This window comes from Escherichia sp. E14S1 (genome assembly GCF_004211995.1).
Classification (GTDB): domain Bacteria; phylum Pseudomonadota; class Gammaproteobacteria; order Enterobacterales; family Enterobacteriaceae; genus Escherichia.
The window spans coordinates 328130-353104 of record NZ_RHJQ01000012.1 but is presented as its reverse complement, the minus strand read 5'-3'; the positions used below and the strand labels follow the sequence as shown (position 1 = coordinate 353104).

The 24975-nt window shown below is 48.4% G+C and carries 25 protein-coding genes, 5 tRNA genes and 1 riboswitch; of the genes, 13 read left to right on the top strand and 17 right to left on the bottom strand.

Translation table 11 applies throughout. The features are described from left to right. From pduM to pduA, 11 genes are read right to left on the bottom strand one after another with little or no spacing between them, the layout of a single operon-like run. Nucleotides 1-492 (bottom strand): microcompartment protein PduM, encoded by a 492-nt coding sequence (pduM, locus tag D9734_RS15520; protein WP_130208667.1) that lies wholly within the window; start codon nucleotides 490-492, stop codon nucleotides 1-3. Next, nucleotides 489-1121: a phosphate propanoyltransferase gene (locus D9734_RS15515; RefSeq protein ID WP_130208665.1), complete on the bottom strand. Its 633-nt coding sequence runs from the start codon at nucleotides 1119-1121 to the stop codon at nucleotides 489-491. Before D9734_RS15515 ends, pduM begins: the two co-directional genes overlap by 4 nt. A 2-nt stretch (nucleotides 1122-1123) precedes the next feature. Then, the gene (locus D9734_RS15510; protein ID WP_165383290.1) at nucleotides 1124-1546 is read right to left on the bottom strand and encodes a BMC domain-containing protein; all 423 of its coding nucleotides are present in this window, start codon (nucleotides 1544-1546) and stop codon (nucleotides 1124-1126) included. A 23-nt stretch (nucleotides 1547-1569) separates the two neighbouring features. Further along, the gene (pduJ, locus tag D9734_RS15505; protein ID WP_001057752.1) at nucleotides 1570-1845 is read right to left on the bottom strand and encodes a propanediol utilization microcompartment protein PduJ; all 276 of its coding nucleotides are present in this window, start codon (nucleotides 1843-1845) and stop codon (nucleotides 1570-1572) included. Between the two features lie 19 nt (nucleotides 1846-1864). Then, nucleotides 1865-2215 (bottom strand): glycerol dehydratase reactivase beta/small subunit family protein, encoded by a 351-nt coding sequence (locus tag D9734_RS15500; protein WP_000444000.1) that lies wholly within the window; start codon nucleotides 2213-2215, stop codon nucleotides 1865-1867. Continuing rightward, entirely contained in the window at nucleotides 2205-4037 is a 1833-nt protein-coding gene (locus D9734_RS15495; protein ID WP_130208661.1) for a diol dehydratase reactivase subunit alpha, read from the bottom strand. The genes D9734_RS15500 and D9734_RS15495 overlap by 11 nt, the downstream gene beginning before the upstream one ends. Nucleotides 4038-4046: 9 nt before the next feature. Then, the gene (gene pduE, locus D9734_RS15490; RefSeq protein ID WP_130208659.1) at nucleotides 4047-4565 is read right to left on the bottom strand and encodes a propanediol dehydratase small subunit PduE; all 519 of its coding nucleotides are present in this window, start codon (nucleotides 4563-4565) and stop codon (nucleotides 4047-4049) included. 14 nt (nucleotides 4566-4579) lie between these two features. Then, nucleotides 4580-5248, bottom strand: coding sequence for a propanediol/glycerol family dehydratase medium subunit (locus D9734_RS15485; protein WP_130208657.1), 669 nt, complete (start codon nucleotides 5246-5248; stop codon nucleotides 4580-4582). A 9-nt stretch (nucleotides 5249-5257) separates the two neighbouring features. Beyond that, nucleotides 5258-6922, bottom strand: coding sequence for a propanediol dehydratase large subunit PduC (gene pduC / locus D9734_RS15480; RefSeq protein ID WP_130208655.1), 1665 nt, complete (start codon nucleotides 6920-6922; stop codon nucleotides 5258-5260). A gap of 18 nt (nucleotides 6923-6940) precedes the next feature. Then, a complete protein-coding gene (gene pduB / locus D9734_RS15475) occupies nucleotides 6941-7753 on the bottom strand; it encodes a propanediol utilization microcompartment protein PduB (RefSeq protein ID WP_064529394.1) in 813 nt (270 codons plus the stop codon). Then, on the bottom strand, nucleotides 7750-8034 hold the full coding sequence (gene pduA / locus D9734_RS15470; RefSeq protein ID WP_001183614.1) for a propanediol utilization microcompartment protein PduA: 285 nt from the start codon (nucleotides 8032-8034) through the stop codon (nucleotides 7750-7752). Before pduA ends, pduB begins: the two co-directional genes overlap by 4 nt. Before the next feature lie 513 nt (nucleotides 8035-8547). On the opposite strand from pduA, the gene pduF reads away from it, so the two are divergent. The 7 genes from pduF to ldtA all read left to right on the top strand — a co-directional run bounded on the left by pduF (nucleotide 8548) and on the right by ldtA (nucleotide 14908). Then, nucleotides 8548-9357 carry a propanediol diffusion facilitator PduF gene (pduF, locus tag D9734_RS15465; RefSeq protein ID WP_130208653.1) on the top strand — a complete coding sequence of 270 codons (810 nt, stop codon included), beginning with the start codon at nucleotides 8548-8550 and terminating at the stop codon, nucleotides 9355-9357. A gap of 204 nt (nucleotides 9358-9561) precedes the next feature. Beyond that, complete coding sequence (pocR, locus tag D9734_RS15460; protein WP_130208651.1) at nucleotides 9562-10476, top strand: regulatory protein PocR; 915 nt, start codon at nucleotides 9562-9564, stop codon at nucleotides 10474-10476. Between the two features lie 83 nt (nucleotides 10477-10559). Further along, nucleotides 10560-10735: riboswitch (cobalamin riboswitch) on the top strand. Nucleotides 10736-10952: 217 nt separating this feature from the next. Continuing rightward, complete coding sequence (locus tag D9734_RS15455; RefSeq protein WP_130208649.1) at nucleotides 10953-11387, top strand: cobalamin biosynthesis protein; 435 nt, start codon at nucleotides 10953-10955, stop codon at nucleotides 11385-11387. Nucleotides 11388-11521: 134 nt separating this feature from the next. Next, the gene (cobU, locus tag D9734_RS15450) at nucleotides 11522-12067 is read left to right on the top strand and encodes a bifunctional adenosylcobinamide kinase/adenosylcobinamide-phosphate guanylyltransferase (protein WP_130208647.1); all 546 of its coding nucleotides are present in this window, start codon (nucleotides 11522-11524) and stop codon (nucleotides 12065-12067) included. Continuing rightward, nucleotides 12064-12807 (top strand): adenosylcobinamide-GDP ribazoletransferase, encoded by a 744-nt coding sequence (gene cobS, locus D9734_RS15445; protein ID WP_130208645.1) that lies wholly within the window; start codon nucleotides 12064-12066, stop codon nucleotides 12805-12807. The genes cobU and cobS overlap by 4 nt, the downstream gene beginning before the upstream one ends. A 24-nt stretch (nucleotides 12808-12831) precedes the next feature. After that, nucleotides 12832-13911: a nicotinate-nucleotide--dimethylbenzimidazole phosphoribosyltransferase gene (gene cobT / locus D9734_RS15440; RefSeq protein WP_130208643.1), complete on the top strand. Its 1080-nt coding sequence runs from the start codon at nucleotides 12832-12834 to the stop codon at nucleotides 13909-13911. A 61-nt stretch (nucleotides 13912-13972) separates the two neighbouring features. Beyond that, a complete protein-coding gene (gene ldtA, locus D9734_RS15435; RefSeq protein WP_130208641.1) occupies nucleotides 13973-14908 on the top strand; it encodes a L,D-transpeptidase in 936 nt (311 codons plus the stop codon). A gap of 55 nt (nucleotides 14909-14963) precedes the next feature. On the opposite strand, the gene D9734_RS15430 is transcribed toward ldtA, so the two are convergent. Continuing rightward, nucleotides 14964-15039: transfer RNA gene (locus D9734_RS15430), tRNA-Asn, on the bottom strand. A gap of 324 nt (nucleotides 15040-15363) precedes the next feature. Between D9734_RS15430 and nac the strand changes: the two genes are divergently transcribed. Beyond that, complete coding sequence (nac, locus tag D9734_RS15425) at nucleotides 15364-16281, top strand: nitrogen assimilation transcriptional regulator NAC (protein WP_130208639.1); 918 nt, start codon at nucleotides 15364-15366, stop codon at nucleotides 16279-16281. A 101-nt stretch (nucleotides 16282-16382) separates the two neighbouring features. Beyond that, a complete protein-coding gene (gene cbl, locus D9734_RS15420) occupies nucleotides 16383-17333 on the top strand; it encodes an HTH-type transcriptional regulator Cbl (RefSeq protein WP_130208637.1) in 951 nt (316 codons plus the stop codon). A 36-nt stretch (nucleotides 17334-17369) separates the two neighbouring features. Here the strand turns inward: cbl and D9734_RS15415 are convergent. Continuing rightward, a tRNA-Asn gene (locus D9734_RS15415) sits at nucleotides 17370-17445 on the bottom strand. Nucleotides 17446-17605: 160 nt separating this feature from the next. Here D9734_RS15415 and yeeO point away from each other — a divergent pair. Both yeeO and D9734_RS15405 read left to right on the top strand, forming a co-directional pair. After that, a complete protein-coding gene (gene yeeO, locus D9734_RS15410) occupies nucleotides 17606-19063 on the top strand; it encodes a toxic metabolite efflux MATE transporter YeeO (protein ID WP_280954286.1) in 1458 nt (485 codons plus the stop codon). A gap of 130 nt (nucleotides 19064-19193) precedes the next feature. Continuing rightward, nucleotides 19194-19269 (top strand) — tRNA-Asn (locus tag D9734_RS15405). 94 nt (nucleotides 19270-19363) lie between these two features. On the opposite strand, the gene amn is transcribed toward D9734_RS15405, so the two are convergent. The 3 genes from amn to D9734_RS15390 form a co-directional block, all read right to left on the bottom strand. Beyond that, nucleotides 19364-20818, bottom strand: coding sequence for an AMP nucleosidase (gene amn / locus D9734_RS15400; RefSeq protein ID WP_130208633.1), 1455 nt, complete (start codon nucleotides 20816-20818; stop codon nucleotides 19364-19366). Between the two features lie 101 nt (nucleotides 20819-20919). Beyond that, nucleotides 20920-22236: a shikimate transporter gene (shiA, locus tag D9734_RS15395; protein ID WP_130208631.1), complete on the bottom strand. Its 1317-nt coding sequence runs from the start codon at nucleotides 22234-22236 to the stop codon at nucleotides 20920-20922. 309 nt (nucleotides 22237-22545) lie between these two features. Further along, nucleotides 22546-22635: transfer RNA gene (locus tag D9734_RS15390), tRNA-Ser, on the bottom strand. A 93-nt stretch (nucleotides 22636-22728) separates the two neighbouring features. On the opposite strand from D9734_RS15390, the gene mtfA reads away from it, so the two are divergent. Continuing rightward, on the top strand, nucleotides 22729-23526 hold the full coding sequence (gene mtfA / locus D9734_RS15385) for a DgsA anti-repressor MtfA (RefSeq protein ID WP_130208629.1): 798 nt from the start codon (nucleotides 22729-22731) through the stop codon (nucleotides 23524-23526). A gap of 100 nt (nucleotides 23527-23626) precedes the next feature. Then, a tRNA-Asn gene (locus tag D9734_RS15380) sits at nucleotides 23627-23702 on the top strand. Nucleotides 23703-23785: 83 nt separating this feature from the next. Here D9734_RS15380 and D9734_RS15375 read toward each other — a convergent pair. Then, a complete protein-coding gene (locus D9734_RS15375) occupies nucleotides 23786-24850 on the bottom strand; it encodes a glycosyltransferase family 9 protein (protein WP_130208739.1) in 1065 nt (354 codons plus the stop codon). Nucleotides 24851-24975 lie beyond the last annotated feature (125 nt).

Below are 24975 nucleotides of genomic sequence, written 5' to 3'. Positions count from 1 at the left end.
TTACTCCTGCCTGATTAATTGAATGTTTCGGGTCATTGCCGCTTCACGCGCAAGTGCGGTCACACAACATTTCCGTTGCAACACCACTATCCCTGCGCATAACTGCACTACGTCGGCATAACTTAAAAGTTGACCACGATGAAGGTAGATTGGTTGTCCTTGTTCGTCGCACCAGGTTAGCGGTAGATGGGCGAGAGACTTCAATTTGATGGCGTTCAGGAAATGACTCTGCAACGACAATTGAATGTGTATTCCCCAGGCTAACACCTCGTGAATGTGGATTACCGCTCGATCTGACGTTTCGTTCTCCGCAAGTTGTCGCAGCAACGGTAAATCGACGAATCGAATTTGTAACGAAGCATACTGATGAACTATTTCGTTAACGCTGGCTTCTCGCAGTTGCGAAACCGTCAGCGCGAGTGTTTTCCCCGCACGTTGTTTCAGGCGAAAAATCACTTCTTCAACAATGTGTTGCATCAGTTTGTTATTCATGGCACCGACACCAGCGTGGCAAAAACGGCTGGATTATCAGCGCCTGCGGCGTTGGCCTCGTCGGTATCAATATGCATTTCAAGGCGCATATCTGGTGAGACGCGAACAGCAACGTTATCGAATATCAGTCGTCGTTCATCACCTTCAATGGCGACCGCCACTTTATCGCCATGTGTAACGCCATAAATCAGGGCATCAAGCAAAGACATATGAATGTGCCGTTGTGCGACAATAACGCCAGAAGCGATTTCCAGCTCTGCAAACGGGCTTATCAGACGAATCCCCGGTGTGCCGCTGAGATCGCCAGACATACGTAGCGGGGCGGTGATCCCTAATGTTCTGGCGTCAGTCCGGGAAATCTCCACCTGGCTTGAGTTACGTAGTGGCCCTAACAAGCGAACGTTGTGTAATTTGCCTTTTGGACCCACCAGCGTAACAACCTGTTCAGCAGCGAATTGACCAGGTTGCAGTAATGACTTTTTCTCGCTGATCGCTTGTTCAGGAAAAAGGCGCACATAATCCGCCGTTGAAAGATGAATATGACGACTGGAAATGCCCAGAGGGATAGGGCGCTCGCGCATTTCATCCAGAACCTGGCTAACAGTCTCCTGCAAGGTTTGTTTATCCATTGCTACTCCCCTCGCTTATCAGAGTGCAGACAAAGTGAACGTGGCTCACCTTTTTGCCGTTGACACGCGGGATCAAGACACAAATTACAGCTGATAATCTCTGGGGGGGCGACTGTTGCTGGCGTTTCGCTTACTGCCACCGTCATATTCATTGTTTCTGTTGGGCGGGGCAGTATTCCCTCACCCGGGCGGGCAATTACTTTGTGTGCGACGAGGCCATTTCGCTGTTCGGCGAAACTGGCACCCATCGCGATCGCCGCATTAACCGAGGCGACGTCACCGGTGATTTTAATGAGCGTCCAGCCTGAGCCATTGGTCTTCTCAAGGCCAACCAGCGTGATGGACGCGGCTTTTGCCATAGCATCTGCGCAACTGATGGCGAGTGCCAGACCACTGACTTCAAGTAATCCCAGTGATTGCTTCACGCTGTGCTCCTTAGCGAATGGGGTTATGCAGATTTAGGTAAAATGGCCTCAACATCGCTGTGTGGCCGCGGGATGACATGGCAGGATTTCACTTCGCCAACGGCGCTTGCGGCGGCGCTTCCTGCATCAACGGCGGCTTTTACTGCGCCAACATCGCCACGGACCATCACCGTAATCAGACCCGAACCAATCTTTTCATAGCCAACCAGTTGCACGTTGGCGGATTTAACCATGGCATCTGCGGCTTCAATTGCGCCAACTAACCCTTTTGTTTCAACCAGTCCTAGTGCGTTGTTCATACAGCGTTTCTCCTGTGGATTATGAGTGGCATTCCCTGAAGGGAATGCCTTTTACCAGGCGGGCAGCGTTATTGCCGATGCTGCGCCGGGCATGGTTATCTTGTTGATACATCAGCGTAAACAGTGGCGCTGATGCCGGTAAGTTTTTGTAATGCACAATCAGCTTTTCCCGGTCGCAGGCTATGCCAACCAACAGGGGGGACTGACGAGCAGCCTGCCAGGCGCTATCGATGACTTCACCTGACGGGATATGTTGAATGCGAAAGGGGATACCTTCCTCTTCAATGCCAAGAAGCACCTCATTCCATGTACTGATACAGTCACCTATTTCCGTAACGACAATAGCGGGCGTATGTTCTTTACTTTCCATGAGCCAACTCCCTGTGCCAGGAAATCAGTAGCCCGGTAGCTACCGCATTGCGCGGGCCTTCACTACCACGGATATTCCCCCGTCCGGCGACCAATCGATAATGCGCCAATGCATCGGTGACTAACTGCGGTACTTCGAAATCCAGCGAAGAACCGCCGACCAGAACGACGAACGGAATATCGCGAATATTTCCGCCTGGACTTACCTGACGTAGCGCGCGCAGGGCATTGGTGACGAAGACGCGCTCTTTCGCACTGCGGCGAACAGCACGTACTTTTTCCAGTGTTAAATCGCCGGGAATAGGCACCAGTTCGTCAGGTTTCACCACACAAACGCGGGCAAATACATGAGGGGACAGCGGAGTAGGGAAGAACTGAACGCTGCCGTCTTCATGGCGTAAATGGAACAGGCTTTCTACTTTTGCCAACGGGTATTTTTTGATTTCTTCTGCGAGATAACGATCATTTAAGCCCAGTTCCCTGGCAATAATCATCGTCACCATGTCGCCCGCTCCCGCAAGGTGAGTGGCTATCATTTCCCCTTTCTGATTGATGATGGAGGCATCGGTAGAACCTGCGCCTAAGTCCAGAATTGCCAGAGGGCGTGTGGTTCCTGGGGTAGTCAAGGCTCCCTGAATTGCAGCTTCTGCTTCAGCGCCTCCGACCTGAACATCAACATGCAGTTTTTGCTTAATTTCACTGGCGATCATCGCCATTTGCAGTCGGTCGGATTTCACCATAGAGGCGATACCCACTGCCTGTTCCAGTGAAAATTCACCAGCCAGCCCACCGGTTACGCTGACGGGAACAGAGGTATCTATCGCCAGTAAATCCTGAATAAAAATTTCGTGGCTGGGTTTATTGGTCAGTTCCGCCATAGTCTGGCGAACATGTTCCAGCATACCGCCGATGTTGGTGCCCGGTTCTCCCGTTACGTTTTCCAGTTTTGGGCACTCGCCGACCGCTTTCATAATGGCATCGGCACCAGCAGCAACATCAACTCGTATTGTACGTCCGGCAGAAAGCAGCTCGATGTTTCCGGCGGGTATCGAACGGGCTTTAACGTCGCCAGAAGGTGTTTTCACCACTACTGCAGAACGGTTGCCTATGAGTGCTCGTGCAACAGGAACGATATTTTTAGTCTCTTCAGCATTGAGGGCGAAAACAGTGGCAATCCCATACGGATTAGACAGGGTTTCGATAACCTTCCCGGGAACGGCGACTTCAATCGCGGCCAGCATGCCGAGCGGAATACGATCGATGTAGAGGACTTCATCAACAATGGGTAAAGGGATTTCCAGGCGGTTACTGACAAGCACGCCATCATCACGTTGCAGAATAACGCCAGTCAGTTGATATCCGGCACGCACGGAGGCGTTTATCATGGTCGCGATATCGGCAAAATCAAATGCCGATGACACGACCAGAATGTACGGTGTATCCGCCGGACGTGTTAACAACTCTTGTGGAGTGATGGTGAGCCCCACGCCCAGTCCTACTCCGCCTGGCGTTTTTGGGTTGTGACCAATCATGGTTGACTCGGTGATGATGGTTTCCGTAATGGTTTCCATCGCCACATCGCCAATGACAGGAGTTGCTTCGTTGATACGAATAAGCGAAATATCGCTGACATTGATGCCGACTTTTTTCGTTGCCTGTGCGAGCGCCTCCTGAATGCCATATACGTTACGCAACGTACCTTTAATTCCGGTGGTTTCCGCAAGGGCGCTGCTCACGAATGACAATTCTCCAGACGTACTGAGCGTCGCCAGAGCAACTTCTGTAGATGAATTGCCGATATCAATGCCTGCTATATATCGCATAGTTCGTCCTTAATCGTCGCCTTTCAGTTTTTTACGCTCGACATAGAGTTCTGCAGCTTCGCGGACAAATGCAGCGCAAATTTTGGCCTGATAACGACGTTCAAGATCGTCAGCAATGGCAATGAGTTCTTGCTTAGTTGAACGATAAGGGCGTAACGCATTATAGATTTCAAGGATGCGATCATCCGGCACTGAGGTAAGCTCGGCGGCACGTTCAAAATTCATCGCCAGACGATCGCGACCAGCATCTCTGGCAATCGCGGCCTGAATACGCAATGTTTCAGGGGTTATGCGCATGTCCTGGGCGGTGACTTTATTGCTGAGTACATTCTCCAGAGTGAAATCGTCGAGCGTTTTATTGGTCGCCGTTTTAACCCATTCCGGATGTTTATTTGCCAGCGGATAATCCGTCACTTTGGCGTTCTGTATTGACGCGTTGGGTGTCGCAGAAACAGGAGCTGCATCCTGTAGACTGTTCATGCGGTTCAACACGTCCCTGACCATCGACTCAATTGCATCGGTATTCATGAAGGTTTCCTTTGTTAAAACGTCACGCGCAGTTCTTGCGGTTTTTTGCCAGTGACCACGTACTTCGTCTCTTTGATATGCAAAATGGCTGATTTGGCCTGGTATTTAGGCCGCGCCATTTGATCGTTGAGGGTCGGAACTGGTTGTGGAGACTCACGCTTCGCATAACGCGCGGCGTTTTTACCAATCTGGCGATAAGTTTCCAGCGTCAACAAAGGCGCTTGCGGGAAAAGTTCCAGGTTAGACAAAGGGGGAAGCCCCTGCTGGTGGATAACCGTGGTGCCTTTTGACTGAATACCAATAGCAATGCCGGAACCACTAAGGCGATCGCCTTCGACTGCTACGAATGCGACATCGGACGATTTAAAACAACGAATCACACGCGCTTTAATACCTTCTTCTTCGATACCGGCAATCACTTCACGCAAGATGTTTTTATGCGGAATACCGATAATATTGACGGTCTGCGCCAGGCCAAATGCCGGGCCTACAGCAATAATGACTTCATCCTGCTGAGTGCCTTGTTGGGCTTCGCCAATTTCAGTTAAAAAATTTCCGGTATCCGGCGCGGAAGAGACTGTTGCGGCGACAGGTGCGCGAAATGAAACGGACTTGTCGCTGGTTTGCATTTCTGCCAGCACGTCTTCGATAATCTGACGCAGTAATTTTTCGTTAATTTCCATTTCTCACCCTTAGTCAATTTCGTTGGGATCAAGTGCACCGGGAATATTTTTGATCTCTTCCCAGCGTTCCCCTTGCAGGCGGTAACCTGTAGCCGGTCCGGCGTAATCATTGACATCATTGACCGCAGACAGCACTTGTCCGTCATCGACGATAATGGCTGAGGTATGGAGATAATCGCCGGTCAGTTTCGCTTTTTGCATGTTGAGCATGTCCTGAGCGACATCGGTAAAACCGCCTTGCGCCAGGGCTTTCACCACTTCCAGGCTGTTACGGTTTTTATTGATAATTTCCTGGGCGAACTTAATGTCTTCTACGATGTTGCGCTCTGGCATATCTTTCGAACCGTGGGCATAGGTCGCCGCTTCGACCTCTTCATCGGTAATAAGGGGTAATCCCATACCGGCAAAGACAGCCTGTAAAGCGCGTGCGGCTTTATTGCGGATGGCGACAACATCTTCTTCGCGCACCGGTCGCAGACCGCCATCAACCTTCAGGTCACGCTGAATGACGTTGTAATCATCGAAGTCTTCGGCGTCTTCGTTTGAACCGGCAAACATGTTGTCGTAGTTCGGCACAGCGGAAAAACCGGAAGAGATAAAGTCAGTACCCGGCAGAAACTGCATCAGGAAACGCGCGGTACGGCGCATATCTGAGTGGGTAAAGGTCTGGTCATTACTGGAGGCACATTCCAGATCCAGCGATGAGCAAATTAGGTTTTCCGCCAACACTGCGCGGATGCCTGACGGCACAGCTGATGGAACACCGATGCAGCTTACGGAGCCATTCTGCAGCCCCTGTACGCCTGCGGCTTTGGTGATGTAAATGCAACGAGCCTCGAGATAAAGCATTGATTTGCCTTCCGCGTAACCCATCTGTACTTCAGAGCCGGAGCCGGAAGTAAAGCGCATTTTTAAGCCGCGAGAAGCATAAGATGACGCGAGAAATCCTTTTGACCACGGGGTATCATCGCCATCGGTGAAAACAGGTTCCGTGCCGTAAACAGAAATCGTTTCGGCGTAACAGGTGTGGCCTAACATACCGAGTTTCAGTTCGGTGGCTTCTTCCAGTGAACACTGGGTCAAGACGCCCGGGCGCCCTACCTGTGAACCTACAAGCAGAGCGATGGCGTTGAACGGCGCATAGCGAGCAACGGCAACGGTGGTTTCCTGTTCATCAAACCCGCGCCATGCGCCTTCAGCTGCGTCAGCGGCAATTTGTACCGGGTTATCTTTGACGTTAGTGACGTGAGCCTGTTGTGATGGTGTTCGACGGGCGCGCATTTTCTGCATCGCCATCATCATCTCTACCACGTTCATCTGCGAAACCACTTCGACGATTTTGGCGGGCGTCATTGCTGTGGTAATGGGAACGATATCGCTACGTTTGACATTCGGATCGCACAGCATATTGGCAAGTTTGACCGAATCCATCGCGATGACTTCTTCGGCGCGCGCGAGATTGATGCCGTAACGGGCGATAAAGTGGTCGATCAGGTCAAACTGGCTGGCGGGTTTTCCATCCAGCTCGGTGACGACGCCGTTAACAATTTTGATTGACGGTTTTGGATCGTTCGGGCTTTCCATCGCAATGAAGCCTTCTTCAATCCACTCTTTAACGAAACCGTCCTGGTTGACCGGGCGTTTGGCCAGTGCTTCAAATCTTTTCGATCTCATGAATCAGCCTCAGGGAATTCAGATGTAGGAAGGGCGATCGTTTTTCGGTGTATCGCCGAGAGTCGAAAGTACGGTTTTACCGATTTCGCGTGCGGAGATGACCGCCTGACGGACTGCGCCGGAGTCACCCGAGATAATCAGAATGACTTCATTGCTGTAGCTGGTGCCATGAGCAGGCGAGCTGTATGCCACCACGTCCACATTGGCGGACTTCAGCGCGGTGTCGGCCATCAGAACACCCACAGCGGCTGGAGCGCCAACAATAACGCCGCAAGCCCGTCCCAGTGGTGCACCAAACGCTTTTTCCAGTGCATAGCTGGCGCGGGCGGTATATTGCAGTTCAAGATGCCCGGCTTCGTTGGCATAGACATCACCAAAGGTCCGGTCGAGTTCTTTCAGGGCAACTTCAATACCGCGTTTCACGTCGGAAACATCGTTGCCACCTAAGAGGATTAATGAGCCGTGTCCGGCACCGCCTTTGGTATCGCGAGGAAGTTCAATGCTAATAACTTCAGTGTTCGTAGCTTTTACCGCTTCATCAGCGGCCATAATGTGTGGACCTGCGCCAATACGTGCACCCAGAATGCCAATGGAGCGATAGCGTTTTTCAAGTTTCATCGCGTCCAACAGGGCGCTATCAACGTTCGCAATGACCAGACCTACAGTGTCGCCAATAGCGGTGCCAACAAATTCCGTTAACGTGCAGCTTTTTTCTGCCATAGCCGTCTCTCGTGTTTGATGAGTGGTTTCCGGGAGAACCTCATGCTCTGGCGTCGCTACGCGAGCGATGACCTGCGCCATGATCTGTTCGACCAGTTCATTGCTACTCATGGGTTAATTCCCTTTGGTAAGATTTTTTCGACATCGGTATGTGGGCGGGGAATAACGTGTACGGCTTTTACTTCACCGACGTTACGCGCGGCGGCGGCACCTGCGTCTGTTGCCGCTTTTACAGCCCCGACATCGCCACGCACGATGACGGTCACCAGCCCGGAACCTATTTTTTCGTAGCCAACCAGCAATACATTTGCCGACTTCACCATGGCGTCTGCGGCCTCTATGGCGGCAGTTAAGCCTTTGGTTTCTACCATTCCTAACGCTTCTTGTTGCATAAAGACCTCGCCTGGATTTTTTGACGATATGACTATAAAAAAAAGCGAGGAAAAAGAATGGCTGACTTAATCGGCCAATGAGAAAAATAAATAGAGGACAAATATTATAAAATTGCTTTTATATACTATATGTTATTAATTTATTGGTTGTTTTGTGGGCCTTTCAATGTGAATTAATTGCGTTGGCTGAAGGGTTTAATCGCGAATAATATTTCGTTGGGTTTGGTTCGCGGAAAGGAACTGTGATATTTGTTTAAATTTTATTATGTCATGATGACAATTTTTTATTGTGAAAGTTTGGCGGTAATTATTACTTTCAACACTGATTAACGCTGTGTTGCATGCTTCTGCAATGACAATAATTTGCTATGTCAGCACGATTTTTCCACGAGTCTGTCATGCATGTTGGCAATATTTTCCGCAGAGCAATTTTTATAGTTGCGCTCGATATACACAACAATCAGCAATTCTGTTGGCTGATGAAGAAACAAACTCCGCAAAGAAGGTGTCACTATGAATGATTCACTCAAGGCGCAATGCGTTGCCGAGTTTTTGGGCACCGGACTGTTCCTCTTTTTTGGCATTGGTTGTTTGTGTGCCCTCAAACTTGCTGGGGCAAGTCTGGGGCTGTGGGAAATTTGTATTATTTGGGGGTTAGGGATTTCGCTTGCTGTTTACCTTACGGCAGGTATTTCCGGTGCTCATCTCAACCCGGCAGTTACCATTGCTCTGTGGCTGTTTGCCTCTTTCCCAGCCCGTAAAGTGCTGCCATTTTGTGTGGCGCAATTAGCGGGTGCCTTTGGTGGTGCGGTTCTGGCATATTTTTTATACAGCAATTTGTTTACCGATTTTGAATCTGCCCACAATATGGTTCGTGGAAGTGCAGAAAGTTTACAACTCGCCAGTATCTTCAGTACTTACCCGGCAGCGGCAATAAATGTATGGCAGGCGGCACTGGTTGAAATAGTCATCACGTCTATGTTGATGGGATTGATTATGGCGTTGACCGATGACGGCAACGGTGTACCGAAGGGGCCTCTTGCACCTTTACTGATTGGTATTCTGGTTGCTGTTATTGGTGCTTCTACTGGACCATTAACCGGTTTTGCCATGAATCCAGCGCGTGATTTTGGGCCAAAAATTTTCACCTGGCTTGCGGGTTGGGGAGAAATAGCGATGACTGGCGGACGCAATATTCCTTATTTTATTGTACCCATTATTGCCCCGGTCATTGGTGCCTGCGTTGGTGCGGCGATTTATCGCTTTCTCATTGCACAAAATTTACCTGTCAATAGTGTTACGCCTAAAGATATCCGCGAATAGCGAAATAATCTGGCGGTTATAAACGTTTATTTTTTTACTGTTTGTGATCTGCTTTCCGAACTTATTAAAAAGTCTCCCGCTTCATGGAGGCTTTTGTTATTGTCCTTTGTGCTTCTCGTCAGTAAATCATCAGGGATGATGTGAAGATTAAATGTAAAACAATTGTTTTTTACAATAACAATAAATTAACTGGGAGGTTTTATCATGATTTCTGCGGCGACACTTAATTCAGAACTCATTAATAAAATCGCGCAGGATTTTGCGCAGGCGACCAGCCTTGCGGTTGTCGTGGTCAATATCCATGGTGATGAAATTTCCGAACTTTTTAACTTCACCCCGTTTTGTCAGATGATGCGGCAACATCCACAGCTTAGCACTCGCTGCCGCATGAGCGATCGTTGTGGAGGCCTGGAAGCTTCTAAATCCGATCAACCTTGTATTTACCGTTGCCATGCAGGATTAACCGATTTCTCTATTCCTTTGGTGATTGCCGGGCATTTAGTCGGCTTTGTGTTGTGTGGACAAGTCCGCCTGCGTAATGGTGATGTCGATTTGATCGATATTCTGAATGTCGATGATCGTTGGCAAGCAGATCCCGAATTACTTAATGAATTTCGCAAAGTCCCGGAGATGGATTACTCGCGAGTTATGGCCTCTGCTGATTTGTTGAAGTTGATTGTGGAAAATTGCCTCAAAAAGCAACTCAATTTTGTCGTTATTAAAGAGAATAAACCTCATTCGGATTCAGTTCGTCAGACCCGTGCGTCTAATCCCCACGATAATAAAATGAAAAAAGCATTGCGCTATATTGATGCGCATTTATCAGACGATTTACGCCTGGAGGATGTTGCCTCGCATGTTTATCTAAGCCCTTATTATTTCAGTAAATTGTTTAAGAAATATCATGGGATTGGTTTTAATGCATGGGTAAACCAACAACGCATGGCCAGCGCCCGTGAGTTGCTGTGCCATAGTGACTGGAGCATCGCCAGCATTGCGCGTAATTTAGGCTTCTCTCAAACCAGTTATTTTTGCAAAGTTTTTCGACAGACCTATCAGGTAACGCCGCAGGTTTACCGTCAGCAAATTAGCGAAAATATGGCTGCGGAAACGGCATAAATTCAATGTAAAAAATGAGGGATGATTAAATATACTCTGGCAGTAATAATTCATTTACGTGTTATGGGAAAATTGAAATCAGCTCATAACATACGCTGACAGGTTTGGCACATTTGTGCCTGGGAAGAGGGTGGAAATCCCTCGCAGCCCCCGCTGCTGTAATGCTGACAACCCCGAAAATGCCACTGATCGTGAGATCGGGAAGGTCGGGGGAGGATGACGCTAAGCCAGAAGACCAGCCTGTCAGTTAATACCAACAACTTCGGTGGGAAGTGGGTTGTCTGGAAGCGCCCGGTTGAGCACTGGCGCGTCTTTATACCCCTACCACCCTGAAAGGATCAGGGGATGGCGGCAGCATTTATTTCATTCATCGTCGTGTCGACAGGCACCAGGGCTGCACTTATGGTGTGGCAATCTTTTTTTGTGGCATATCAACCTGACCGTTATTACAGGAAACTAAGCGGAGGGTGGTGGTCATGAAAACGATAAAACCTGAATCGATAGCTCTTTTTTGCCTCTCATCTGGCGATATTGAACTCGCTAAACATCTGGCTGAAATGTTGCCTATTACCTGTTTTGTCGGTGAGGATTGGCAGCAAGGTTTCCTGCCTTTTAACGGGGGGCCAGAACAATCATTATCAGATGCGTATAGCGATTATTCAGTGCTGTTATTGATTGCTGAAAGCGAGACGCTCATCCCAGAAAGGCTCCCTCTGCCTGATGGCGTGACGGTAATCTTAATAGCAGAGCACAATGCTCGTTTGCTGAATGGCACGGCTGGTGGGGCTGTAGCGTTACTCCATTATCTGAATGAAATGTGTCAATTCAGAGAAACCGTTGCTAATGACACATTTTGTCGGTCGTTAACGCAGGAGAATTGGGCTATTTCACAATGCCTCCCCCATTCGTAATGGATTGAGAATGCTGGATTTTTATTTTTAATACGCGCAGTATTAATCGAAGAAATGTTATTACGGTCAGTAACAGTGGAACATCCATTGCTCTGGTCAATGAATACCATCATACAATTGAACCGGGAGTCCGTATGATGATTTTGGTGACGGGGGGCGCACGGAGCGGGAAGAGCCGGCACGCCGAGGCGCTTATTGGGGACACTCCACAGGTCCTGTATATCGCTACTTCGCAAATTTTTGATGATGAGATGGCCGCACGGATTGAACACCATCGGCAAGGCCGCCCGGCGCACTGGCACACGGTGGAACGCTGGCAAAATCTTGATGAGTTAATTAACACAGACATTAACCCGCAGGCTGCCGTATTGCTGGAATGCATTACAACAATGGTGACTAATCTTTTGTTTGAATATAGCGGCGATAAAGATTCTGAAAAATGGGATTATGGCGCGATGGAGCAGGCGATTAACGGTGAGATTCAGTCGTTGATTGCCGCCTGTCAACGTTGTACTGCAAAGGTCGTATTAGTGACCAATGAAGTGGGCATGGGGATTGTGCCGGAGAATCGTCTGGCGCGACATTTTCGTGATATTGCCGGGCGGGTAAATCAGCAGCTGGCCGCTGCGGCAGATGAAGTATGGCTGGTGGTTTCGGGTATTGGAGTAAAAATCAAATGAGTAAATTATTTTGGGCGATGCTCTCTTTTATTACGCGTCTGCCTGTACCGCGTCGTTGGTCCCAGGGGCTGGATTTCGAGCATTATTCTCGCGGTATCATTACTTTTCCCTTAATTGGTTTATTGCTTGGCGCCATTAGTGGACTGGTCTTCATGGCGTTGCAGGCATGGTGTGGCATACCGCTGGCGGCACTGTTTAGCGTGCTGGTGCTGGCGCTGATGACAGGGGGATTCCACCTGGACGGCCTTGCAGATACCTGTGATGGCGTATTTTCTGCACGTAGCCGCGATCGCATGTTGGAAATCATGCGTGATAGCCGTTTGGGTACTCACGGTGGTCTGGCGCTGATTTTTGTGGTTCTGGCAAAGATTCTGGTGCTAAGCGAGTTGGCACTGCGTGGCGAACCGATCCTTGCATCGCTGGCGGCTGCATGTGCGGTTAGCCGTGGGACTGCCGCATTGTTGATGTATCGTCATTGTTATGCCCGGGAAGAAGGGCTTGGTAATGTGTTCATTGGCAAAATTGACGGGCGACAAACCTGTGTCACCCTCGGTTTAGCCGCTATTTTTGCTGCCGTATTATTGCCGGGTATGCATGGTGTGGCTGCTATGGTGGTGACGATGGTGGCGATTTTCGTCCTCGGCCAGCTTCTCAAACGGACTCTGGGCGGGCAAACCGGCGATACGCTAGGAGCAGCCATAGAACTTGGTGAACTGGTCTTCCTGCTGGCACTGCTATAAGACTGATTACCGAAGAGACGCTACATGCAAACACTCGCCGAATTATTGAATACGATCCCTGCCATCGATCCTGCCGCTATGTCGCGTACCCAACGGTATATTGATGGGTTACTCAAACCTGTCGGTAGTCTGGGAAGACTGGAGGCGCTTGCCGTACAACTGGCAGGAATGCCGGGACTGAATGGTGTGCCTCATGTGGGCCAAAAAGCAGTGCTGGTTATGTGTGCCGATCATGGCGTCTGGGATGAAGGTGTCGCTATTTCTCCGAAAGCAGTGACAGCCATCCAGGCTGAAAATATGACACGTGGAACAACTGGTGTGTGTGTGCTGGCAGCACAAGCGGGCGCTAAAGTTCACGTGATTGATGTTGGGATTGATACCGTTGAGCCTATCCCTGGGCTTATTAACATGCGTGTCGCACGAGGTAGCGGTAATATTGCCTCGGGTCCGGCAATGAGCCCCTGTCAGGCTGAAGAGTTGCTTTTGGACGTCATACAATATACGCGCGAGTTAGCGAGAAATGGCGTCACGCTGTTTGGTGTGGGTGAACTGGGGATGGCAAATACCACACCGGCAGCGGCGATAGTCAGTGCGATTACTGGACGCGATCCTGAAGAAGTGGTCGGTATTGGCGCAAACCTGCCGACAGATAAACTGGCTCATAAAGTTGATGTTGTTCGTCGGGCAATAACATTGAATCAACCGAATCCACTGGATGGTATTGATGTGCTGGCCAAAGTCGGTGGGTTTGATTTGGTCGGAATGGCTGGCGTAATGTTAGGTGCCGCTTCCTGCGGTTTACCCGTGTTGCTGGATGGATTTCTTTCTTACGCCGCTGCACTTGCCGCCTGCCGGATGTGTCCTGCAATCAAACCGTATCTCATTCCTTCTCACCTGTCGGCAGAAAAAGGGGCGCGTATAGCGCTGTCACATTTGGGGCTGGAGCCTTATCTCAATATGGAAATGCGTTTAGGTGAGGGGAGTGGCGCAGCGCTGGCGATGCCCATCATCGAAGCCGCCTGCGCGATATACAGCAACATGGGAGAACTTGCCGCCAGTAATATTGTTCTACCGGGGAAGACGACTTCTGAATTGAACAGTTAAAAACGAAAAGTCAGATAAAAGCTATAATTATCGGATAGCTTTCGCGACTTAGGAAAGGGACATGATGCGTCGTGTAAATATTCTTTGTTCATTTGTTCTGCTTTTTGCCAGCCATAATAGTCTGGCGGTAACTTATCCACTCCCTCCAGAGGGTAGCCGTTTAGTCGGGCAACCACTGACAATAACGGTTCCTGATCACAATACCCAGCCGCTGGAAACCTTTGCTGCACAGTATGGGCAAGGTCTGAGTAATATGCTGGAAGCGAATCCGGGCGCTGATGTTTTCTTGCCGAAGTCTGGCTCGCAACTCACCATTCCGCAGCAACTGATTTTGCCCGCCACTGTTCGTAAAGGGATTGTGGTTAACGTTGCTGAGATGCGTCTTTATTACTACCCGCCAGACAGTAATACTGTGGAGGTCTTTCCTATCGGTATCGGTCAGGCCGGGCGCGAAACACCGCGCAATTGGGTGACTACCGTTGAACGCAAACAAGAAGCACCAACCTGGACACCGACCCCTAATACTCGCCGTGAATATGCAAAACGAGGGGAGAGCCTGCCCGCATTTGTCCCTGCGGGTCCCGATAATCCTATGGGGCTTTATGCCATCTATATCGGTCGGCTTTATGCCATCCACGGTACTAATGCCAATTTTGGCATTGGCTTACGGGTGAGTCAGGGCTGTATTCGTCTGCGCAATGATGACATAAAGTATTTGTTCGATAATGTTCCAGTCGGGACGCGCGTGCAAATTATCGATCAGCCGGTGAAATACGCAACGGAACTGGATGGCTCAAAGTGGCTGGAAGTTCATGAACCGTTATCGCGCAATCGGGCGGAATATGAGTCCGACAGAAAAGTGCCATTGCCGGTAACACCTTCATTGCAGGCGTTTATCAACGGACAAGAAGTTGATGTAAATCGCGCAAACGCAGCTTTGCAGCGTCGTTCAGGAATGCCAGTGCAAGTTAATTCTGGGGCGAGGCAGATGTTTTAAAATAGTTGTTACGTAGAAAGCAAAAAGCCTGCTTGAAAGCAGGCTTTTTTGAATTTGGCTCCTCTGACTGGACTCGAACCAGTGACATACGGATTAACAGTCCGCCGTTCTACCGACTGAACTACAGAGGAATCGTGTGAACGGGGCGCATATTAATGGCAGCGTTCCGCGATGTCAAAGGGGGAAATGCATTTTTTTGTTCGTTTGCTGGCAATTTCGACAAAGCGATGAACATTCAATCTTTTTTGTAATGTTCCATTGTAGTGCATGCCATCCTTTTATGGGGCAATGAACGCTCGTTCTGTAACCCGAACGAAAGGACAAAACAATCATAATCTCTTATTTGACAGGCGATTAGCTTTCGCATTAGTGCCAAACTTAAACTGGCAAGCATCTTGCAATCTGGTTGTGAGTAATACCGGCACTTGGGCCGATTCTTAAAAACCGGAGGCAACATGAACTTCAGACGCCTGAAATACTTCGTAAAAATTGTAGACATTGGTAGCCTGACTCAGGCTGCTGAAGTGTTACATATCGCGCAGCCTGCGCTCAGTCAGCAGGTCGCCACACTGGAAGGCGAGCTGGATCAACAACTTTTGATTCGCACTAAACGTGGCGTTACTCCAACAGATGCCGGAAAAATTCTCTATACCCATGCGCGGGCAATTTTACGTCAGTGTGAACAGGCCCAACTGGCAGTTCATAACGTAGGTCAGACATTATCGGGTCAAGTCTCAATTGGCTTTGCGCCAGGAACCGCCGCGTCGTCTATCACCATGCCCTTATTACAGGCGGTACGTGCTGAATTTCCGGAAGTGATTATCTATCTACATGAAAACAGCGGCGCTGTTCTTAACGATAAACTTATAAATAGCCAGCTTGATATGGCGATAATTTACGAGCATTCCCCTGTGGCAGGTGTATCCAGCCAGGCTTTATTAAAAGAAGATCTTTTTCTTGTCGGCACTCAGGATTTTCCAGGGCAAAGCGTTGATGTTAATGCTATAGCGCAAATGAATCTCTTTCTTCCCAGCGATTACAGTGCCGTAAGACTCCGCGTTGATGAGGCTTTTTCTTTACGGCGACTCACGGCAAAAGTCATCGGTGAAATTGAGTCTATCGCCACGCTTACCGCAGCGATTGCCAGCGGCATGGGGGTTGCAGTGTTACCCGAATCAGCCGCGCGCTCGTTATGTGACGCAGTTAACGGATGGATGTCACGTATTACCACACCGTCAATGAGTCTCTCTTTGTCATTAAATTTACCTGCCAGAGCAAAACTGTCGCCACAGGCACAAGCAGTGAAAGAGCTGTTATTGTCAGTGATCACTCCTCCAGTCATGGAAAAAAGACAATGGCAATTGGTTAGCTAAACGTTATATCTGGATGGAATAAGATGCGGGTTTTTATTATTTGTTATGCCGGGCGTTAGACTTTAACAATAGCGGAATGTCTGATCTGCCCGGAGTTTACCGTGAATTTCCAACAACTAAAGATAATCCGCGAGGCTGCACGTCAGGATTACAACCTGACAGAGGTTGCGAATATGCTTTTTACCTCACAGTCAGGTGTCAGCCGTCATATTCGAGAGCTGGAGGATGAGCTTGGTATAGAAATATTCGTTCGTCGGGGAAAACGACTGCTTGGTATGACTGAACCGGGCAAAGCATTGCTGGTAATTGCAGAACGCATTCTGAATGAAGCCAGTAATGTTCGTCGACTTGCCGATCTCTTTACCAACAATACATCTGGCGTTCTCACTATCGCAACGACGCATACTCAGGCACGCTACAGCTTGCCAAAGGTCATTAAAGCCTTTCGCGAACTTTTCCCGGAAGTGCGGCTTGAGCTTATCCAGGGAACACCACAGGAAATTGCGACGTTGCTGCAAAATGGCGGGGCCGATATTGGCATCGCCAGTGAGCGTCTGAGCAATGATCCGCAACTCGTCGCCTTCCCATGGTTTCGTTGGCATCATAGTTTGCTCGTTCCAGATAATCATCCCTTAACAAAAATTACGCCATTGACGCTGGAATCAATAGCGAAGTGGCCGTTGATCACTTACCGACAGGGGATTACTGGTCGCTCGCGGATTGATGACGCATTTGTCCGCAAAGGTTTGCTGGCAGATATTGTATTGAGTGCGCAGGATTCTGATGTTATCAAAACCTACGTAGCCCTTGGCCTGGGGATTGGATTGGTCGCCGAACAATCCAGTGGCGAACAAGAGGAAGAGAATTTAATCCGTCTGGAAACGCGCCATCTTTTCGATGCTAATACCGTCTGGTTGGGACTAAAACGAGGACAATTACAGCGTAACTATGTCTGGCGTTTTCTGGAACTGTGCAATGCAGGACTGTCGGTTGAGGATATTAAGCGACAGGTGATGGAAAATAGTGAAGAGGAAATTGATTATCAGATATAGCAAAAAGCCCGCTATAAAGCGGGCTTTTCAGAAATTTGGCTCCTCTGACTGGACTCGAACCAGTGACATACGGATTAACAGTCCGCCGTTCTACCGACTGAACTACAGAGGAATCGCTGTTGAGGCACATCTTAACGGCGAAAAATCTTTTGTCAAACCTGATTTTTAAATTTCTCAACCGTTTGCCGTTTCTATCAACAGTTTGTTGCATTTGCAGACAATTTGCTGGCGAAAATCTTTGCAGCTTTGCTGATTCTCCCTCATTATTTGAAATGTGGTTTCACTTTCTGCAATTAAGGTCAGTTTTGAATATCTCCTCAGCTTTACGCCAGTTTGTTCACGGCACTCGCTGGCACGCAAAACGTAAGAGCTACAAGGTGTTGTTCTGGCGTGAGATAACCCCGCTTGCTGTTCCTATCTTTATGGAGAATGCCTGTGTCCTGTTGATGGGCGTACTGAGCACGTTTCTGGTCAGTTGGCTGGGAAAAGATGCGATGGCAGGCGTTGGATTGGCGGACAGTTTTAATATGGTCATTATGGCTTTTTTTGCAGCTATCGACCTTGGTACTACAGTCGTTGTGGCATTTAGTCTCGGTAAGCGTGATCGACGGCGAGCGAGGGTAGCGACACGGCAGTCATTAGTGATCATGACATTGTTTGCCGTACTGTTGGCAGCGCTTATTCATCATTTTGGTGAGCAAATTATCGATTTTGTTGCAGGTGAGGCCACACCGGAGGTAAAAGCACTGGCGCTGACTTATCTGGAGCTGACAGTCATCAGTTATCCTGCGGCGGCAATCACCTTGATTGGCAGCGGAGCACTTCGCGGCGCAGGGAATACGAAAATACCGCTTCTTATAAATGGTAGTTTGAATATCCTTAATATCATCATTAGCGGCATATTGATTTACGGTCTTTTCTCCTGGCAGGGGTTAGGGTTTGTCGGGGCAGGACTGGGATTAACTATTTCCCGTTATATTGGCGCAGTCGCCATTTTGTGGGTTCTGGCGATTGGTTTTAATCCTGCGCTACGGATCTCGTTAAAAAGCTATTTTAAGCCATTGAATTTCAGCATTATCTGGGAAGTCATGGGGATTGGTATTCCTGCAAGTGTGGAATCCGTATTATTTACCAGTGGCCGGTTATTAACACAAATGTTCGTTGCCGGGATGGGGACGAGTGTTATTGCCGGGAATTTTATCGCTTTTTCGATTGCAGCTCTTATCAATTTACCAGGAAGTGCACTTGGATCTGCTTCTACAATCATTACGGGTCGAAGGTTGGGGGTAGGGCAGATAGCACAAGCAGAAATTCAATTGAGGCATGTTTTCTGGCTGTCCACTATTGGATTAACGGCAATAGCCTGGTTAACCGCCCCCTTTGCCGGGATTATGGCGTCGTTTTATACCCAGGATCCGCAGGTTAAACATGTCGTTGTGATTCTGATTTGGTTGAATGCTTTATTTATGCCGATTTGGTCCGCCTCCTGGGTACTACCTGCTGGTTTTAAAGGTGCTCGAGATGCTCGCTACGCCATGTGGGTTTCTATGCTGAGCATGTGGGGATGCCGGGTGGTAGTCGGTTATGTGCTGGGAATTATGCTTGGCTGGGGCGTGGTTGGCGTTTGGATGGGGATGTTTGCCGACTGGGCCGTGCGGGCGGTGCTGTTTTACTGGCGAATGGTGACAGGGCGATGGTTATGGAAATACCCTCGTCCTGAGCATAAATAGTATGAAAAAAAGCCAGATGTGTCGGAATAAACGACAAAGCGCAGATTATTTCAGCAAACGAATTCAAAATTAAAAAACAGGCTTTGACATTGTGGATGGGCATCGTTAATATTCGCCCCGTTCTCGCGATTCCTCTGTAGTTCAGTCGGTAGAACGGCGGACTGTTAATCCGTATGTCACTGGTTCGAGTCCAGTCAGAGGAGCCAAATTTCTGAAAAGCCCGCTTTTATAGCGGGCTTTTTGCTTTGTTACTTAATCAAATCCTTCACATCTTTTCCTGACGCAAAGGATCTGAACTCATTATCGGAACGGTGGTTCATTAAAGGTCCGCAGTTTACGCGAATGCAGTCGGTCGCCTTCTGCGCGCAGCAAGTCTATCGCCCGAATGCCAATTTGCAGGTGCTCGGAAATTGCGCCTTCATAAAAACGGTTAGCCTGACCGGGAAGTTTAATCTCACCATGCAACGGTTTATCTGAAACACACAGTAGCGTCCCGTATGGTACGCGGAAACGATATCCTTGTGCTGCAATGGTGGCACTTTCCATATCAATCGCCACGGCCCGACTTAAATTAAAACGAAGTGCAGAAGCTGAGTAGCGTAGCTCCCAGTTCCTGTCATCAGTGGTTACTACAGTTCCAGTGCGTAGCCGCTGTTTAACTTCCTCACCCGGCCTGCCGCTGACGAGTTTGGTGGCGTCATAAAGTGCACGTTGTACTTCAGCAATGCTCGGAATAGGAATATCGGGAGGCAGAACCGCATCAAGCACGTGGTCATCGCGTAAATAAGCATGCGCAAGTACGTAATCTCCAATAGCCTGGCTTTCACGTAATCCTCCGCAGTGACCAATCATCAACCAGACATCCGGGCGCAGCACCGCCAGATGATCGCAGATAGTTTTGGCATTTGACGGCCCCACGCCAATATTAACCAGAGTAATACCCTGACCATCGGTAGTGATTAAATGCCATGCGGGCATCTGGTGTTTTTTCCATGCGAGGTCGGAAATTGCTTCTTCAGGTGCTTCGGTTTCAGCGGTGATCCAGTTCCCGCCAGCACAAGAAAGGGCAATGTAGGGGCTATGAGGATCAAGGATCTGGCTGCACCCCCAACGTACGAATTCATCCACATAACGTGTGTAGTTGGTAAACAAGACGAACGGCTGAAAATGTTCGACTGGCGTACCCGTATAATGGCGTAACCGTGCTAGGGAAAAATCTACCCGGCGTGCATCAAAATGCGATAGCGGGGAGAATTCCGTTGGATGATAAATGCCGTCTGCCGTTTCATCGCCAATTTGTGCCAGTTCGGTTGTCGGGAAATAACGAGTTAATCCGGCGCTCATTGAGCGATCAAGCGTCAGCTCTGAGCCGTCGATGACATAGGGATAAGGAATTTCATGCTCTGACGGTTGCACGGAAATATGTGCACCATAATCCTGGTACAGCAGAGTTAATTGTTCATTAAGATATGAACGAAAGAGAGCAGGGCGGGTGATGGTGGTCGTGTAGCTGCCAGCGTGAGTAAAACGACCAAACGCGCGTGTTTTGGGAGGGTTTGTTGCGCTACCGTCCCAGGTCACGGTCAGCGATGGATAGACAAAAAGGCCGTGTTTTCGGGCGTTTTCATCAGGCAGTTCGCCACTTTTAATATATTTGCCAATGGCGTTGCGTAAAGCGACTACAGATTTTTCATATAGCGCGTCAAGTTTATCCAGTGCCTGAGCAGGGGTCAGACCGGAGCCCTTATTATTCATACGTCTCTCCTGTTCCATACAATTACCGCATTTCCGATAGTATGTCACAGGAATGTGAAACAAAAGTGTAAGGCGAAGATCGGACGATCTTCGCCAGGCTATCAAGCGTGTTGATTGTCTTTCATTAACAACGCAGTTATTGCGGAAATCAGGCAGCCTGCCAGCAAATAAATGGCGACGCTATGCCAGTCTCCTGCAAAATAAGTAATCAGAGCAGCAGCAATAAAAGGTGTAAATCCACCGCCTACCACGCTGGCAACCTGATATCCGACGCCAGCGCCGCTGTAGCGATAACTGGCACCAAACATCTCGGTGAACATCGGCTGTTGCACGCAAACCACCATGTCATGCGCAATGTTCGCCAGCATAATGGAGAAGAAAACGATCCAGAAAATGGACTGTGCCTCAAGCGCTATAAAAAAAGGAAATGCGCTTAACGTTCCGATTATTGCGCCGCTGATATAAACCCTACGGCGACCAAAACGATCGGCAAGCCAGGCAAAACAGGGAATTGTCAGGCAGCTTAATCCACCCACCAGCAAACCAATATTGAGGAATAATTCGCGCGGCAGCCCCATATTCTGGGTCGAATAGTTAAGTGCAAAGGCGGTAACGATATACATCGTCAGCAACTCGCACAGTCGCAGTGCAATAATCTTAAGGAAAGCACCGGGATGTCGTAACAGAGCTTCGATAACCGGGATGCGTTTTTGCACCGCCGCTTGATTATGCTGCTGTTGTTCAAATTCAGCGGACTCCTCCATGCCATTGCGCACCCACAATGCACCCAGCACCAGTACGATGCTAAACAGGAAAGGAATGCGCCAACCCCAGCTCAAAAATTGCTCGTCAGTTGTCGTCATACTGATCAATGAAACCAGTCCGGTTGAAAGGAGTAGACCTACTCCGTAACCAACCTGCACGCCGCTACTGTAAAAGGCTTTTTTGTTTTTTGGCGCGCTCTCAACGGACAGCAACGCAGCGCCTCCCCATTCTCCGCCAACAGCAAATCCCTGAATAGCTCGCAGTATCACCAGCAAAATTGGTGCCCACCAGCCAATAGTTGAAAACGAAGGGAGAATGCCGATCAATGCTGTGGCGATGCCCATCATCCAGACGGTAAGCATCAACATGCGTTTACGCCCCAGTCGGTCGCCGAAATGGCCGAAAATGACACCACCGAGCGGACGAAAAAGGAAACCGACACCAAAGGTAGCAAATGCAGCGAGCGTTCCCATTGCCGGGCTTACCTGCGGGAAAAACTCGCGATTAAACACCAATGCGGCAGTAATGCCATAGAGTAAAAAATCATACCAGTCGACGACGGCACCCGCGAAACTGCCTAACGCAGCGCGTCGGGCGCGACTTAACGAAAGCGTTCCTTCATCGGGACGCGTGGAGATGAGCGTGGAGTCCATAGTGATCCTGTTTGTACTGTCTTTTTATAATTAGTATGGAAAAGGTAACTCACATTGCCGTCGATCTATAAACGAACCTTATGAGACTACCGCGACAGAAAGCATCTGCAAATGTTTTTATGCCAGGAACTGAGGATGAAGGGCTGGGAGGGGGGCAGTTACATATCACAACCGCGTTGAACAGAAAAATGTGAACGCTAAAGCCGCAACGCATGCTCGGCTGATGCTATTTTTCTCTGATGGATTTTTTTGAATTTTCCTAATGGGATTTGTGTCACTGACACCAGGCGAGCTAATTGCTTGAATGATTGGCGGAGAGAGGGGGATTTGAACCCCCGGTAGAGTTGCCCCTACTCCGGTTTTCGAGACCGGTCCGTTCAGCCGCTCCGGCATCTCTCCGTTCAGATGGTTGCCATGATGCCAGGAAATTTGGCATTTTAACAGTCCCTGTCCGTGCAATTTTGTTCAAGTGACGAGTTTGCGAGCAAAACGATGATTAAGTGGCCCTGGAAAGTACAAGAAACAGATCATGAAGATACGCTGCCATGGAAGGAAGCTCTGGCGATACCTCTTTTGACATGTCTGACAGAGCAGGAGCAAAGCAAACTAGTCACTCTTGCCGAACGTTTTTTGCAGCAAAAAAGACTGGTCCCGCTGCAAGGATTTGAACTTGATGCATTGAAAAGTAGTCGCATCGCCTTACTTTTCTGCTTGCCTGTTCTGGAGCTTGGACTGGAATGGTTGGATGGTTTTCATGAAGTGCTAATTTACCCTGCGCCATTTGTGGTAGACGATGAATGGGAAGACGATATAGGGCTGGTGCATAATCAACGTATCGTTCAATCAGGACAAAGCTGGCAGCAAGGCCCAATCGTGCTGAACTGGCTCGATATACAAGATTCTTTCGATGCCTCGGGCTTTAATCTGATTATCCACGAAGTTGCACATAAGCTGGATACACGAAATGGCGATCGCGCCAGTGGGGTTCCCTTCATTTCTTTGCGTGAAGTCGCTGGATGGGAACACGATCTTCATGCGGCGATGGATAACATTCAGGAAGAAATTGAGTTAGTGGGCGAAAATGCCTCCAGCATCGATGCTTATGCTGCTAGTGACCCTGCAGAATGTTTTGCCGTACTTTCCGAATACTTTTTTAGTGCACCGGAACTTTTTGCGCCACGCTTCCCCTCGCTGTGGCAACGTTTCTGCCAATTTTATAAGCAGGATCCATTACAACGGCTACGAAATGCCAATGGGCGAGACACCAATTCAGTACAAAATGTTCATTAAATATAAATTTTGTTGCTTAATTAACCGATTGAAATGACTTACGAATTTTAGTGTTGACACTCGCTGCGCTGCTAAGTAATATTCGCCTCGTTCTCACGATTCCTCTGTAGTTCAGTCGGTAGAACGGCGGACTGTTAATCCGTATGTCACTGGTTCGAGTCCAGTCAGAGGAGCCAAATTCAAAAAAGCCTGCTTTCGAGCGGGCTTTTTGCTTTTCTGCAAACGTGCTTTAGTGTTTGAATTTTTGTTAGAGCTTTCATTACGCTGTGACTGAAATTTTCGCGATAATCCTTTTCAGCGTATTGCTGAATTCATCCAAATTTAGATGATCAATAGCCTTTCCTACCACAATCGTCTCTGAAATGTCGGCCATGGCAGGCCAGCGAGTCTTATAATCAGCATACACGGCGATGACAGGAACATTATAAGCACTTGCCATGTGTAAAATAGATGTGTCTGGCGTTATTGCAAGGAAGGCATCTCTTATGATTGCTGCAGACCGCATTATTGAAGGTGATAACGACAAATGATAAACGTTATCAAAATGCCGGGTTAGTTCCAGGGCTGTTTCCGAACCTTTCGGACCATGAACAATGACAATTGGCATGTCTGATTGCATTTTAATCATCTCAATGATTTTTTGTGCCATTGTTAATGAAAATGTTCTCTCTTGCACGCTACCTTCTAAATTAAGAGCAATATATGAACCTAATGAATGCATCTCACAACGTACTTCTTTTAGCACTATTTCGCTGAGGGGCAATTCAAATATGGGCGGGGGCGCCGGAAATCCTACTTCTCGCATCATGAAGGCCCATGTCAGCGGTACTGGGGCGCGTAGTGACTGATCCATTTTCGACGCTGACTTACATATCGGTGAATAACATTTCATTGTTAAACCCACAACCTGTAAATTTGTATTGGCTCGTAAATGGCTAATAAATAGCATCGTCTTCAGGTTTTTCTTGCGCATTGCTTCAATACAAAGATCAGGAGTTCCATATTGTTCATTGATGTTTTTTGCTAATTTTTTTATTTCTTTAATACTGGCATGATCCTGCATTGTCATACTGATCAATGTTAATTTTGTTTGTTCCAGATGAAGTGCATCAAAAACAGATTTATTAATTGTTGATGTGACAATTAATAAGTGTTTTATTTTATGCATTTCAAGCGATCGGATTATTGGGTAAATAGCCATTGCATCCCCAATTTGATCGGGAATGTGAATAACTACGAATTCACTTTTAGCAATATCAGTATTTTTGCAGCGATAATCATAATACGCAAATGCAATACGTCTGAAAAATGATACAAATGACATTTCCAACCTCGCTTCCATTCTGGTTAAAACGTGGTGAAGTTTAACAGAAATGATTGATTTCTAAAATCGATAAATAATAACGTGGAATATGCTATATATTTATTGTTTATGTGTTAATCATTTTC